Origin of the sequence: Bacteroides gallinarum DSM 18171 = JCM 13658, from assembly GCF_000374365.1 — a bacterium.
GTDB lineage: Bacteria > Bacteroidota > Bacteroidia > Bacteroidales > Bacteroidaceae > Bacteroides > Bacteroides gallinarum.
Map to the genome: position 1 here is coordinate 21,078 of NZ_KB894126.1, position 13,567 is coordinate 34,644.

Sequence of the window (13,567 nt, forward strand, 5' to 3'; positions counted from 1 at the left end):
AATTTCAGGATTGAATGAATAAAAGGGAATTCTTGTAGGTCTGCAAAGTGTTGCAGCCGTTATAGTCGCTGTAACGTATGACTGCCGTGAGAATGACGACCTTGTCCTTGAGCGACTGTACCTCGGCGCGGTGCTCCATGTACCAGTCATTCCAGCAGACGCATTCCGCCAGCCGGTTGTTCTGGGAAAGCGACAGCTTCGCAAACCGTCTGCTGCCGCCGGTCTCCCGGTCCTTATAGGTATGTTCCGACACGTCCACGACCGTTGCGCATACGGTTACCCTGCGCCCGTCGTTCTCGTCCTTGGACACCTCCTCCAACGAAAGGTAGGAAGCCTTTCCCTTGACTTTCTGCCGCGCGTCCGAACTGTCGAAAATCCTCCGGTAGTCGATGGAACCGATACCGGACACGGCTATCTGCTGCTGTGCCCAGAAGTAATGCCTGCCGCGCATCTCCCCGGGAAAGTCCTTCTCGGAAAGCGTAAACCCGAGCTCCCGTGCGGCACGTTCCAGCAGGGCGTACCTCTGGGTGATTGCCCCGACTTTCTCTATCCTGTCGAAACAGCCTGCCAGGATCATGTTCCTCACGTGGCGTGCATTCACCGGCACCTTCACCGCCTCGTCCGGGTTGTCCGGGTCGTCCCAGTAGCGGTATTTCTTCAGCTTGTACCGGAAGACCCGGTGGATGAAATTCTCGATGCTGTCATAATCTCCGCCCCTTGTCCGCTCCGCGACGATATGCTCCACGGTCTTCACACCGACCTGCCTGATACGGGTCAGCGACCAGAATATTTCACCGGCGGCATAGTCGGTGAAGAACTCCGCTCCGGAGCGGTTGATGTCCGGCGGGACGATCCGGGCCGCGGAACAGCGCTCCATCTCCGACATCAGGGGCGGTATTTCCCTGTCGTCCGCCCATTGCAGCGCCACCGTATAGAACGCCGACGGGAAATTCGCCTTGAGCCATGCCCCGCAATAGGCGGTCAGCGCATACGCGGCGGCATGGCTGCGGTTGAACGAGTACTTGCCTGCAACCTCAATCTTGTGCCATATCTCCTCGGCTTCGTACTCCGGACACCCGTTCCCGACCGCCCCGGAAATGAAATCCGCTTTGAGCGTGGCCATCAGGTCCGCCTTTTTCTTGCCTATCGCCTTGCGCAGCAGGTCGGTCTTCCCGAGATCAAAGCCCCCGAGCGTGTGTGCCACGGACATGAACTGCTCCTGGTAGACCATGATGCCGAAGGTATTCCTCGTCGCTTCATGGCACCCGTAGTTATAGACCGGGGCTATCTCGCCACGACGGAAGCGAATATAGTTATCCGTCGCCCCGATATCCAGCGTGGCGGGGCGGTAAAGGGCGTTGACGGCTATCAGGTCCTCGATATTCTCCGGCTGCACGTCCTGTATGAAACGGGTAATGCCGGGAGACGAGAACTGGAAAACGTTCTGCGTGTTGCCCTCGGAGAGCAGACGGTAGGTCTTTTCATCCTCCAGTTTATCCCGCGTGATACATTCGATGGAAAGCCTCTCCCCGAAATGCTCGTTGGCCAAGGAGATGACCGCGCTGAGTTTGGCGAGTTCCTTGGTCGCGAGCACGTCCTCCTTGAGCAGCCCGATCTCGTCCACTGAATAGCCGTCGAACTCCGAGACCAACGCGCCGTCCGTCTTGCGGATGGGCAGGTAGTCGAAACATTCCGTCGGCACGCCGTCCCGTGTCTCGGGAGTGACGATGATGGCGGAGGCATGGACGGATGCCGACCTGGGCTGTCCCAAAAGCACCCGGACCTCCTCGATGACTTCGGGATACGCCTGTATGAAGTCCCGGAGTCTGCGGTTTGCCGATGCTGCCATGAAAAGCCCGGTCCAGTCCGTCCCGTCCTCTATCATGGCAGTGACATAGTTCACGGTGGAATGGGGTACGCGGTGTACGCGGGCGACATCCTTCAGCGCGGCTTTCAGCTTCATCGTGGTGAATGTCCCGGCGGAGAAGACCCGCTGTCGCCCGCCCACGTTGTAGCGTTCCTCCAGATAGTCCTTGATTTCCTGCCTCCGGTCCGAGGCGTAATCGACATCTATGTCCGGAAGCGATGCATGCCCGCCTTCCGCCAGCCCCCGGTCCACGAAGGAGTCCATCACCTTCAGGGGCCGGTCCGTAGTCTTTATCTTTACATGTGTAACTTTCATCTGATGTATTTTTTATGTCGTACAATGGAGCTTACCGTCTGCCGGCAGACACCGTATCGCCGTGCAAGCGTCTCCTGGGAGACACCCCCGGCGGCATACCTGATACGTATTTCCTCCGCCTGCGCGTTGCTCAGTTTGGCATTCACGCTTTTCTCCCCGTAGTCGCGCTTGAGGTCGTTCGCGATGGCGTGTTCCATGTTCCGCTGGCGGGTACACATCTCCAGGTTGGCGGCTTCGTTGTTGCCCTTGTTCCCGTCGATGTGGTTTACCTCCAAAGCGGGGTCCCAGTCCGGCAGGAAATGGCTGGCGACAAGGCGGTGTACGGAGAATTTCGTCCCGACACCGTTGCGGTAGAGCCGTACCCGGTCGTAGCAGGAAGTGGTGCCGCACCAGGGCGACATGATGCGTTCGGGCTGCGTATAGGTGATGCCGTCATGCGACACCTTCCTTTCGAGGCTCTTGACACGCCCCTTGTCGCTGATTTTGTATTTCCCTTCATATCCTTTGATGTCCACCCATGTTTCCAGGGTGTCTGCCATTGTCTATAATACATGGTTGGTTATCCTTTCTCCTGCCGTGCGGAAGATTTCGCGGTCTATCTCTATCCCTATGAAGCGCCGTCCCGTATTCCTGCACGCGATGGCGGTACTCCCGCTGCCCATGGCGAAGTCGAGGACGAGGTCCCCTTCATCGGTGTATGTCCTTATCAGGTATTCCAGCAGGGCCACGGGTTTCTGCGTGGCGTGCAGGCAGGAAAGCTGCTTGTCCGTCTTGAATTTCAGCACGCTGCGCGGATAGCGTTCCGTGGAGATATAGTCCCGGTACTTGTCATGTTTCCGGTAGATTTCCCCCGCGTCGCATTTGTGCTGGTGTACGGCAAGGATGACCTTCCGCTTGTGCCCGTCGGTCTTGATCGGGTTGTATTTGGGAAGCCTGTCATAGAAGACGAGGATGTCCTCGTGCGCCTTCATCGGCATGCGTTTCGCGTTCAGGAATCCGGTCGCCTGCGTCTTCTCCCAGACCCAGGCGTAGCGCAGCCTGCCGAGGTTTGAGCCTCCCAGGACGCTGGTAAACGGCTGCTGGCAGAAAAGCAGCACGGGTGTCTTCTGTCCGGAAACCTCCCGGACGGCCTTCCACATGCGGGGGATATCTATCACGGAATCCCACCGGCAGTGCGTCGTCCCGTAAGGCGGGTCGGACAGTACCATGTCGGCAATGATGCCGCTGGCGGCAAGCCGGGGCAGTACCTCCAGGGCATCTCCCCGGTAAAGGTCGCATCCCTCATAGGGACGCAGGTGTTCGCAGTTCTGATTCATCGGCTTCAAGTTCCTTTAAGTTCCACAGGCAATCTCGGCGGTCGAAAAGGATTTCATCGCCACAAATCAATTCATCGGCATATATTGTCTTTTCCGCATCCTTGCGGATTATCCGCAGCCGGGCATCCGGACTGATGCGGTAGGTCTTGTCCCCGGACTTTATCTCTACATAGCGTTCCCCTTTTTCAAGCAGGAGATCCGGAGCCAGTACCGTCAGCTCGTCTTTCCAGCTCAGCCCGCAGCGTTCCGGCACAAGGAAACGCGAGAAGATAAGCCCGTATTTCAGCGGGTCGATGGAGGTGATACCGAGCAGGTATGACACCAGGGAGCCTCCCGCGGAGCCGCGCCCGATGCCGGTGGCAATGCCCCGGCGCCTTGCTTCCCGCACCATGTCCCACTGCACGAGGAAATAGTCCACGTTGTCCGTCGATTCGATGATATAGACCTCCTCGTCCAGCCGTTCCCCATAGCGTTCCCTTTCCTGTTCCGGGACTTTCTCACGCATTCCCTCATCGAGCAGGCGGAGGAACATCGTCCGTCGGTTCCCGTACCGTTCCCGTTCCCCGTCCCGCATCCTGTATTCGGGCATGAACATGCGTCCCGTCTCGAAGGCGGCTGTCGCTTTTTCCGCGATCTCGACCGTCGGGCGGCACATGCGCCTGAACAGCCTGTCGAAATCCCACTTGTCGGAAAACAGGGGGCGTAACGTCTCGTAATGCTCGTCCACGCTCTTGTAGTACTGGTCATCGCTCTGCTCGTGCGCCGCCCCCGAAGCTATCTTGTTCAGGACGGTCTTCGAGAAGGCATCGTCCTTGTCCGGGTAATGGCAGTCCGCAATGAGAATGGGAGCCACGGGAAAAGAATCCGTCCGGTCGTCATGGCTTTCGAAATAGTACCGGAGGGCTTCGAGGTTTTCCCGGTCTATACGGTCGGCCTTGTACTCGCAGGCATCCACCTGGTAATAGACCGCCTCGAAACCCTGCCGCAGCCGTGCGACCTGCCGGGGATGGGAGAGCATCCAGTAGGAGGAACGGGTGGAGAAGATCAACACGCATCCGGCGGCATACGCCAGCAGCTGCTCATATCGGAGCGTCCTGTCCTCCGAGCCCACCATGACGGCACGCTGTATGCGGAGCAGGTTGCGGAGACCGTCATTGCCGAGGGCATAGACTTTCAACCCGACTTTCCCGTCCGGGTGTGCCATGTCGAGGGAATACCCGAACACGTGCTTCAGTCCCGCCTTGGCGCATTCCTTCTGGAAGTTGAGCGTGGCGGCCATCGTGTTGCGGTCGCAGATACCGATGGCCGTGTGTCCCAGCCACCGGGCCTTGCGGCACCACTCTTCCAGAGCCCCGGAAGCGTTCAGCAGCTCGTACGGGGTATGGATGCCGAGGTTTACGAAAGGGATGTCGTGCACGGGAGGTTTCGGACGTCCGATATGTTTCAGGATATTGAACCTGAAATCCTCCCGCAGGTCGTAGTAGTACCAGTTCTTTCCGAAGGGGAATGCCACATGGCGGATACCTTCTTCCAGCAGTACCTCCGGGGTTTCCATCAGGTTGAACACGGGCCTGCCGCCTTCATTCCTGAAAACGGAGTCCACGCCGGAGAGGTCGGCCAGGAACAGCCGTCCGAATTCCGGGATGTCCACTACCTCCGTGTCCACGGGCATATATGAAATGGACTGGCTGTCGAGCCAGGCCAGCAGTTCGTTCATCATCATTTTTCCTGTACCTTGTTGAGTTTGTATTCGAGGACGGTCTGGAGCCTGCGGGAGAAAATTTCCTGAATTTCTTCCCCTGTCAGTTCATCCCAGTCCCTGCGCGCGTCCGCCATGTCCGCGACAAGCACGTCAAAATAGGGTTTCAGCCGTTCCGCTGTCTGTTTGACGGCTGTCACGGCATCCCCGTCGTAACCGACGACCACCGTCCCGACGCCTTTGCACTGCAGCTTGTATATCTGGACGTCCGAAATCTTCTTTCCGAAAGTGGCTATGGCCGCCACATGCGGGTTGTCGTAGAGTTCCAGCTTGCGGGTCAGGGCGATGGTATCGAAAATGCCTTCTGTAAGGATAACCGTGCCGGTTTCTCCCATGTGGATGGCATCGTAGTTATAAAGCAGTTTGGAAAAGTCGTTGCCGGTCGAGTTCCTGTACCGGAGAATCTTGTACTCCCCGTTGTGCCTGGCTTTCCGGTTATAGGCGTCGATATCTTCCTTTGGCCACGTATGGCGAGCGACATAACCGACGGTTTCTCCTTCATCCATGACAGGAAACAGTACATAGTCGGCATAGCGTGGATTGAGCTTGCCGGTCGTCCCGACAGGAAAATACTCGTAGTCATCGAAGCAGAAACCTCTTTTTTGCAGGTACGGGTGCAGGAAAATCCGCTTATAGAAATCCGGCAGGGAAACGGCGGTCAGGGAGTCGTCCAGTTCCTCCGCTTCCTGCTGTCCAGTCAGATGCAGCTCCAAAGGGGCGGAGATATCTGCGGTCCGTGTGACCATCAGGTCCATCCGGCCGATGGCTTCCAGCAGCTGTTCGAGCGTGCGGGTGGAAGCCCCGCAGGAAAAGCAGTGTGACATGAAAGGAGTGCGGCGGGAGGTTCCCTTTCCGATGTAGATACCGAACTTGCCTCCCGTCTTGCCGCAGAACGGGCAGCGGGGCACAATCAGGTTTTTGCCCCCGCCGTCCTGTTTCGCTCCCGTTTCCCGGGCTATCTCCGAAACCAGATACCTGTGTTCCTGTAATGACAGTTCCATACTAAGGTATAGTGCCGGTTCCTGCAGCAAGGTTTGAGAAAGGTCCGAAAAAATGAGGGACTCCACGGAAGACCGGTACGGGACTGGCAAAGGAGAGCCGGAAAAACGGGCTTTTTATTCAATTTAATTGTCGTAGTGAATAAAAGGTCGTGTTTTTATGCAGTACAAGCTGATTACTTGGGATACGGACGAGGTTACGGAATACAAGGGGCGCACGGTAAAGAACGTGCCGGTCCGGTATCTTTTCATCCCTGTTCAGACCCGATGACCGCCTCCTGCAAATGAAGATATCGGAATTTGCGGCGTGGTTACTGGTGAAACTGCGGACAGGATGATACAAAGGTTCCTGTATTTACAAGCAGGCAGCCTTTGTGTATTTTAGAAACATTTGTGCAGGAATGCTGAAAGCATCCGTTTTCAATATGCCTTCTTCTTTATTGTGTCACGAACACCCTCCAGCTTCCATTCTTCTCTCCGCGCTCTACATACCTCTTGGAAATCAGCTGAACCGATAAGTTTCTGTATAGCAGTCACGCTGATGCCCATTTCCTCTTTTTCAGAAAATAACGAAAAGGTTGTAGCGATACAACCTCTTATTCAAATAATCTGGTCTAAACCGATACCTACCTATGAAAATAATGCGAATAATAGCAAAGTAACTGTAAAGAATAAAGACACAGAATATTTTGGTACTTAGAATCTTTTACTACCTTTGCAACATTAGAACCTGCCAAGCCTCTTAACAATGCTCAAATCGGCGGGTCGTTTTTTATAAATCATATACATAATGTTCATGGTCAGTGAAGCCCATCCTTTTTATTTGAGGAACGGACGGCTCTCAAGAATAATGATGAATGCGGAACTTGTGAAAGCAGACCAGACAAGAATTATCGTCCCCACTGTTTTCAGGGAAGACTACATACTGTCATTGCGCAAGTTGACCCGTCAGAAAGACCCGTCTGCATATATTGTAATGACCAAATTACAACATTTCAGTGACAACCTGTACGGAACCGATTTCAAGGAACTGATGGAATACCTTGCAGCCTGCAATGCCTATGATGAGCCTTCGCAGGCAAAACTGGAAATCATAGACAGGACTATTAATAAATTATAATCGCAGAAATTTGTCATTTCGACGAGATTAGTCGCAAAAATTTGTCATATCCCGCAAAAAAGGAAGATTTACCCGCAAAAATTTGCCGGTCATTCCCTGTTCAGTCCCAATGACCGCTTCCCGTCGTAGAAGACCTCGTTGTCATAGTCCGTGGCAATCTTGATGGTGTCCCCCTTCTTGAAGAAACGGCTCTTGGCCACGTGCAGCCGCATCACGTTCTCTTTCCGTTCCGCCGATGACTGGTTGAGCGAAATCAGGTGGGTACACGGCCGTGCCAGCCCTTTCGCCTCCGAACAGTTGTACTCGGTCAGCACGTTCCTCTCGTCATTGAGCCACTCCCTGTCCTCGATGGTGGACTGGTATGTAACCACGATCCATACTTTCTCGTCAGCGGCGAGGTCTTTCAGGTCATTGGCCACGGCAATACGTTTCGCCCGTTCATGGTCCGCTCCCCATGAACGGCGGTTGGCATCCGTCAGCAGGTCCATCGAATCCACGATCACGATGTCCGGGTTATGCCCTTTGAGCTTGCGGTATTCCGAAATCCCGTTCTTGATGTCGAGGGTGGACACCTGCGCGTTGAAACGCGGATAGCTACGCACGGTGATGCTTCCCGCGTAGGAGGCGACCAGCTTTTCAAGGTGCCGCATTTCCGTGTCCGAAATCTTTCCTCTCTCGAAATAGTAGGCGTTCCGGGAAATCAGCCCTCCCGAATAGGCGTTCAGCGCCTCGTCCTCCGAACCCTCCAACTGGAAATGCAGCACATGCAGCCCGTCATCGATGTTCGCACGTACCCCTATCCATTTGGCGATATGGGATTTTCCCACTCCCGTGGAGGCCAGGAAGCAGGTCAGCTGTCCCCGCAGGTTCCTTCCCGCATTGAGTGCATCCAGGTACGGGATATAGAAACGGGACACTCGGGGCGAGGCGGAGCGTTCCTCTTCCTCCTCCCTGCGCCTGTTCCGTTCGAAGCGCTCCGTGAAGGTCTCTGCCACATCGATGAAAGACGAGCTTTTCAGCGTGAATCCCGACAGCCATTCGGCATACTCCCTGAGCGTCTTTTCCGCCTTGTCCTGCCGGTTCTCGTTATACAGCCTGCCGACCTCGGCATAGACCGCCTGCAGCCGGACTCTCTTGATGTAGGATTCCAGCATGTCGGTCATCACTTCGGCGCTCTGCCCCTCGTCGTATTCCCTGAACGTGTCGATCAGCTCGATGGCATCGTAATCCTCCTGGAAAGTCTGTGTAAGGACAGCGTATGACGGAGGGGACTTGTAGGTGCGGAAATGGACGGCGATAGCCTCCTGTACCCGCTGGAAGGAACGGTCCGGAAGGTACTCCTTGCGCATGTGGCGGGAGAGGACGGCACACAGAGGCTCCTGCCTGAGTGCCGTGGCGTAGAGCTCGTACAGGAACTCGGCGCTAAGCGGGTTGGTCGTGCTCATGGCCGTGCCTCCTTTTTCAGCCAGGCTTCACACCGCAGGCGGAACAGTTCCGGGTAGATGGCCTCCGTCCGCCGGCGGCATTCTCCGGACCTCCGGCACTTGCCGCATGAGGGAGAAAAGGGTGTCCAGAGCAACGTGGAAAGGGCACAAACGACATAGCCTGCCTCGGTGGAGAGCAGGCGGCGCTTGGTCCTTTCCTCGTATTCGGGATAGATGAAACGGTCGAGCGGATGACGGCTCCGGTCGATGACCATGCCCGCCAGGGCGGGCCTTGAAAGCCCGTGGCTTTCAAGCCAGCGGTCTTCATGGTACCTGCGTCCCTTTCCGGAACACAGATAACGGCGGACAGCCTTTTCCCCGAAGGAATGCGAGACATTCCACCGCCGGCGGTAAGACGTCCCGTATCCGGACAGGGTATATGCCTGGCAGATACAGAAATCCGCCAGGCGTTCCCCGCTGACGGACACGACCTCCCGGCACAGGAGGTCGAAGCATGTCCCCAACTGCCTCCCGCCCCGTCCCCCGGCGGGAAAAGTGAAATCCGCCCACACGGCAGCGCGGACAAGCCGGGCAAAGAGCCTGCGGCAACCGTCAATCCACTCTTTTCTCTCCATCCTCTGTCAGAAGTTTACGCAGCTGCGCCTTGGCCAGGAACAGGCGGCTCTTGACCGTCTCGATGTTCAGTGTCCGGAGCGTGCCGTTACGGTACGTGATTTCCATGATTTCCCCGATCTTGTAGCCGGCCTGCTGGAGCAGGAAGGCTTCGCGGTAGATAGGTTTCAGACGGTCGAGCGCCCACAGGATAGCGTCGTTGTAGAACTCCCGGTAATTGTCCATCCCCATCCTGTTTCCCGAAGGTTCCGTCTCGTCGAGCAGCGAGGAGGACACCTCCCGTATGTCCACGTTCTCGTCTGCCGGCAGGCGGTTCCTGTTCCGGTTGTTCAGGTCGGCTATGAGCCGTTTCGTCACGGCATATATCCATGTCTTCACGGGACGCTCCGGGTTGTAGCTGTCCATGTACTTGAAAAAGTTCGCGAGAGCCTCTATATAGTTGTCCTCGATGTCCTCCCGGTTATAGGTGTACTTGATACAGATACTGTATATCAGGTTCCTGTGCGGCATCACATGTTTTTCCAGGAGTGCCGCCCTCCGCCTTACGGACTCCTCCGATGAGGAGTCCGCCCCTAAGATGTTTTTCTTTTCCACACTTTCACTGACTGAAAAGATTGATACTGAATCTGGTGTCCTAATCTGTCAGCTACGGTGAGCATCATTTTACAATCTTACGGTTTCATCATGTACGGCAGCGTTTTTCAGCCTGTCCCTCAGCTCTCTATCCTCGACTCTCCGTTCTCCTTCGTCACGACCAGCCTGTGCGGATAGCCCTCCGCCACGTTGCCGTGGGAGACGACCATCACGGTACCGCCAAGGGCATTCAGGGCTTCGAACATCGAGGCCAGTCCCGCCTCGTCCACGGCTTCCAGAATCTCGTCCAGCACCAGCAGGTCGAGTCCCTTGCCCTCCTCGCAATTGGCGTTCACGAGTTTCTGCATGGCCAGGATGGTGGCCAGGTTCACACGGGCCGCCTCTCCGGCAGAGAACTTCCCGAAAGAGCCGCAGTCCATGCCGTCCCGCAGGAGCGAAATGGAGATCTTCTCCCGTACCTTCCCACTTTTGAGGACGGTATACCCGTCGAAACGGATACGGATATCACTGCCTATGCCCGCCAGGAACTCGTTGGTAACCCGTCCCAGCGCTTCTATCTTCGTGTTGGCCAGGTAGGTCTTGAACTGCACGAAACGCTCCTTCTGTATTTCCAACGCCCGGATACGGGCATCTATGCCGAGCTTGCGTTCCGCTGCCGCGTTCGCTTTCACACGTGTCTCCCTGAGTGCCGCCTTCAAGGAAATGACCATGTCGTTTCCCGATGATTCGTTCACTTCCCTGATTGTCGCCTGCAAGGTTTCTATGGCACATTCCGCGGCGCGTATATCTTCTTTTGCCGCGCGTATCTCCCTGTCTATGGCGGCATGGCGGTCATCCACAAACCCGAACACCTCGTCGAACACCTTGCGGCGTATGCCCTCGATGTCGTTCCGGAGGGTGGCGATTCCGGCCGCGATGCGTCCCCGATCATGCCCGGCATTCTCCACCCGCAGAGAGGTGTTGCGTACATCCCGCTCGTGTTCCGCCAGTTGCCGTTCCATGCGGTCCCGCTCACCGTCCAACATTCTGCGGTCATTGTTCAGTCGCGCCTGCCGGCGTTCCATCTCCTCGTTCTCCTTCTGACGGGTGTCGATACCGGCATTGATTTCCCCCAGCTGCCGCTGCCGCAGCCCGAGCTCCTTCATCCCTTCCGCGATGTCGAACCCGGGATGCGCCACCAAAAACTCATGCCCGCAGGAAGGGCATTTGATAGACCCGGCCAGCTTGTTGGACAACTCGTCGATACCGGCGGAAACGACGCGTCTTTTGTGCCGCAGTTCCTCTATGCGCGAGGCAAGGTCCCGCAACCGGTTATCCATTTCCTGCAAAGCCCCGGCGGTTGCCGCGGATTTCTCCCGGTAGTCCTCATGGAACGCGGCGAACCCGGCTTTGAACAGTTCCCAGGCTTTCCGCTTTCCTTCGAGTTCCTTTTCGAGAGAGCACAAGACGCGGTCATGCTCATCCAGCCGTGCCTCGGCCGCCCGAAGGCTTTCCTTTTTGGCGGCTACCGCCCCGTTCCAGTCCGTCTGTCCGGCCCCCGGGAAGAGCGGCATGAATTTTCCGATGCCTTTCAGGCACTCTTCCAGCGGGGCGTCGCCGCCCTCCAGTTCCTGCAAGGCTTCATCCGCCCGGCGTATCTCCTCGGCCTGCCGTTCACAGGCGGCAACAGTCCCGGTCCTGTCACGCATCAGGGCACGTTTTGACGCGATGGACGCTTCCAGCTCCCGGATGCGGTTCTCGCGGGTACGCCCGCGTTCGGCTCCTGCCTCTTCCTCCTTGCGGATCTGCTCCAGCAGCATCTCCACCCGTCCGTCCATTCCGGCCAGTTCCAATGCCGCCTCCCGCTGTTCCCCGGACAACGGCTCCATGTCCGCTTCCACGCGGGCAATGGCTTCATCCACCAGGATACCGTTGGAGAAACGGTTGATGATTTCCTTCTTCTCCTTGTCCGAGGAGGAAAGGAAATCCTCGTAGCGGTATTTGGAGAGGATGAAATTGTTCAGTAGCTCGTCCCTCGTGATGCCGAGTTTTTCCAGGATATACCTGTTGTACGCATCGACAGAGGGCTGTACGGCTTCATCCGTCGTTACTTCCTTTCCTCCACGGTACAGGATACAGGCGACGGACGATGCCCCCTTTCTCGGGATACGGCGCCGTATTTCCATCTCCTCCTCATCGGCATCATTGACGAAATGCAGCCTGATGCGGCATTCCTCCGCCGTGTCGTTGATAATTTCCTCCGAGCGGATTTTCCTTAGCGGGCTGCCCGTGATGCCCACGGCAATGCATTCCAGCAGGGCGGATTTCCCGGCCCCGTTCGACTGCTGGGAATCGTTGTCCCGATTATCCCCGAAAATCAGGGTGGTCACCCCCTGGTGCGGCGTGTATGCCAGCGAGCGGAAAGCGCACAGGTTTTCCGCTTCTATAAGTTTCAGTTTCCACATGGTCTGTCCTCGATTTGATTTTAGATAAATATTCCAGTCCGGTCTCCACGTCCTCGATCCGCTTCTCCCGGCAGAATGTCTCGTAAGCCTCCCTGATACGGTGGCTGTCGAACTTCTCAAAGAGGGAAGAAGAGGCCGCTTCCACCGCCTGCTCGTCGTCCGCCACCAGCTCCACCTTGGCGGCACCCGCTTCCAGCAGGGCGTTCTTGTCCACGGTCTTCATCGCGGCAGCCGGGGCATGTACACGTACCTTGACCTTGTACCTGCCGTCCGCCTCCATTTCCCTCAGCTCGTCCGCCAGATGCAGCCCGGCACACTCCACGGGCACATCCAGTACCCGGTAGCGGACATTCACCCTGTTCTTGATGAATTCATGCGAGCCGTCCGCGTGGAGAAGCGTGTAGCCTTTCTCCTCGTCCTCCCCGAAATTATGCTGGCGTGAAGAACCTATGTATTCGATACGTGTGCGGGGGATGACCGTCCGGTTATGGTAATGGCCGACAAAGACCCGGTCGAACTCCCCGAATATCTTTACAGGCAGTTCCTTTTCCGAAGGCTGGGCAAGCGCCCCGTTGATGCCTTCGTGTACATAGAGAAAGTTCAGCCGTTCCTGATCGAGGGCCTCCTTTTTCAGCCGGGCGAGTTTTTCCGTGAAGGAGCCGTCTTCCGGAAAATATCCCATCAGGTGCATGACAAAAGACCATCCGGGATTTTCTATCCTGGAATACTCGTCCACCACGGACACGCCGGGGAAGCGGTCGAACACGTGGCAATAGCCCCGTACGGATTCCTGGTTTACCTTGTCATGGTTGCCTTCCGCCAGGGTGACATGCACCCCCTGGGCGGCGGCATCGAGCAGGATGTCATGTACGGCAAGCAGCACGTCCAGTGTCTGTGCGGCACGGGAAAAGAAAAGGTCTCCGCCGACGGCGATTTCCTTCACCCCGTGTTCCCTGCAGATGTCAAGCGCCTCCTGCCAGTTGGCGCGGAATGCGGGGATATTGTCCTTTGAGACATGGATGTCGTTCAATAGCAGCAGGCAGGGATTATTTCCTTTCATAAGCGATTGTGTAAAAGGGCGGGAAACCTTGCGGCCT

General features: G+C 56.6%; 11 protein-coding genes. 1 reads left to right on the top strand and 10 read right to left on the bottom strand.

The window, feature by feature from the left end:
* Positions 1-4 precede the first annotated feature (4 nt).
* The 5 genes from C233_RS0108290 to C233_RS0108310 are packed head-to-tail and all read right to left on the bottom strand — an operon-like array spanning position 5 to position 6,258.
* Positions 5-2,182, bottom strand: a complete 2,178-nt coding sequence (locus tag C233_RS0108290; RefSeq protein ID WP_018667131.1) for a helix-hairpin-helix domain-containing protein — start codon at positions 2,180-2,182, stop codon at positions 5-7.
* Complete coding sequence (locus C233_RS0108295) at positions 2,179-2,721, bottom strand: NUMOD4 domain-containing protein (protein ID WP_018667132.1); 543 nt, start codon at positions 2,719-2,721, stop codon at positions 2,179-2,181. The genes C233_RS0108290 and C233_RS0108295 overlap by 4 nt, the downstream gene beginning before the upstream one ends.
* Positions 2,722-2,724: 3 nt before the next feature.
* The gene (locus C233_RS0108300) at positions 2,725-3,498 is read right to left on the bottom strand and encodes a DNA-methyltransferase (RefSeq protein ID WP_018667133.1); all 774 of its coding nucleotides are present in this window, start codon (positions 3,496-3,498) and stop codon (positions 2,725-2,727) included.
* On the bottom strand, positions 3,464-5,215 hold the full coding sequence (locus tag C233_RS0108305; RefSeq protein WP_244149059.1) for a PHP domain-containing protein: 1,752 nt from the start codon (positions 5,213-5,215) through the stop codon (positions 3,464-3,466). The genes C233_RS0108300 and C233_RS0108305 overlap by 35 nt, the downstream gene beginning before the upstream one ends.
* A gap of 2 nt (positions 5,216-5,217) precedes the next feature.
* A complete protein-coding gene (locus C233_RS0108310; RefSeq protein WP_018667135.1) occupies positions 5,218-6,258 on the bottom strand; it encodes a toprim domain-containing protein in 1,041 nt (346 codons plus the stop codon).
* 847 nt (positions 6,259-7,105) lie between these two features.
* On the opposite strand from C233_RS0108310, the gene C233_RS0108325 reads away from it, so the two are divergent.
* Positions 7,106-7,375 carry a hypothetical protein gene (locus C233_RS0108325; RefSeq protein ID WP_018667139.1) on the top strand — a complete coding sequence of 90 codons (270 nt, stop codon included), beginning with the start codon at positions 7,106-7,108 and terminating at the stop codon, positions 7,373-7,375.
* Between the two features lie 89 nt (positions 7,376-7,464).
* Here the strand turns inward: C233_RS0108325 and C233_RS0108330 are convergent, their stop codons facing one another.
* The 5 genes from C233_RS0108330 to C233_RS0108350 form a co-directional block, all read right to left on the bottom strand.
* Positions 7,465-8,820 carry a DnaB-like helicase C-terminal domain-containing protein gene (locus C233_RS0108330; protein WP_018667140.1) on the bottom strand — a complete coding sequence of 452 codons (1,356 nt, stop codon included), beginning with the start codon at positions 8,818-8,820 and terminating at the stop codon, positions 7,465-7,467.
* Positions 8,817-9,434 (bottom strand): hypothetical protein, encoded by a 618-nt coding sequence (locus C233_RS0108335; RefSeq protein WP_018667141.1) that lies wholly within the window; start codon positions 9,432-9,434, stop codon positions 8,817-8,819. The genes C233_RS0108330 and C233_RS0108335 overlap by 4 nt, the downstream gene beginning before the upstream one ends.
* A complete protein-coding gene (locus C233_RS0108340) occupies positions 9,412-10,026 on the bottom strand; it encodes an RNA polymerase sigma factor (RefSeq protein WP_018667142.1) in 615 nt (204 codons plus the stop codon). Before C233_RS0108340 ends, C233_RS0108335 begins: the two co-directional genes overlap by 23 nt.
* Before the next feature lie 119 nt (positions 10,027-10,145).
* On the bottom strand, positions 10,146-12,470 hold the full coding sequence (locus tag C233_RS0108345) for an AAA family ATPase (RefSeq protein WP_018667143.1): 2,325 nt from the start codon (positions 12,468-12,470) through the stop codon (positions 10,146-10,148).
* Positions 12,370-13,530 (bottom strand): metallophosphoesterase family protein, encoded by a 1,161-nt coding sequence (locus tag C233_RS0108350; RefSeq protein WP_018667144.1) that lies wholly within the window; start codon positions 13,528-13,530, stop codon positions 12,370-12,372. The genes C233_RS0108345 and C233_RS0108350 overlap by 101 nt, the downstream gene beginning before the upstream one ends.
* Between the last annotated feature and the right edge of the window lie 37 nt (positions 13,531-13,567).

Excerpts from the sequence above, each read along its gene's own strand:
- C233_RS0108350 (WP_018667144.1), bottom strand. The coding sequence starts at position 13,530 with ATGAAAGGAAATAATCCCTGCCTGCTGCTATTGAACGACATCCATGTC.
- C233_RS0108300 (WP_018667133.1), bottom strand. The coding sequence starts at position 3,498 with ATGAATCAGAACTGCGAACACCTGCGTCCCTATGAGGGATGCGACCTT.
- C233_RS0108295 (WP_018667132.1), bottom strand. The coding sequence starts at position 2,721 with ATGGCAGACACCCTGGAAACATGGGTGGACATCAAAGGATATGAAGGG.
- C233_RS0108330 (WP_018667140.1), bottom strand. The coding sequence starts at position 8,820 with ATGAGCACGACCAACCCGCTTAGCGCCGAGTTCCTGTACGAGCTCTAC.
- C233_RS0108345 (WP_018667143.1), bottom strand. The coding sequence starts at position 12,470 with ATGTGGAAACTGAAACTTATAGAAGCGGAAAACCTGTGCGCTTTCCGC.
- C233_RS0108335 (WP_018667141.1), bottom strand. The coding sequence starts at position 9,434 with ATGGAGAGAAAAGAGTGGATTGACGGTTGCCGCAGGCTCTTTGCCCGG.
- C233_RS0108290 (WP_018667131.1), bottom strand. The coding sequence starts at position 2,182 with ATGAAAGTTACACATGTAAAGATAAAGACTACGGACCGGCCCCTGAAG.
- C233_RS0108305 (WP_244149059.1), bottom strand. The coding sequence starts at position 5,215 with ATGAACGAACTGCTGGCCTGGCTCGACAGCCAGTCCATTTCATATATG.
- C233_RS0108325 (WP_018667139.1), top strand. The coding sequence starts at position 7,106 with ATGATGAATGCGGAACTTGTGAAAGCAGACCAGACAAGAATTATCGTC.
- C233_RS0108310 (WP_018667135.1), bottom strand. The coding sequence starts at position 6,258 with ATGGAACTGTCATTACAGGAACACAGGTATCTGGTTTCGGAGATAGCC.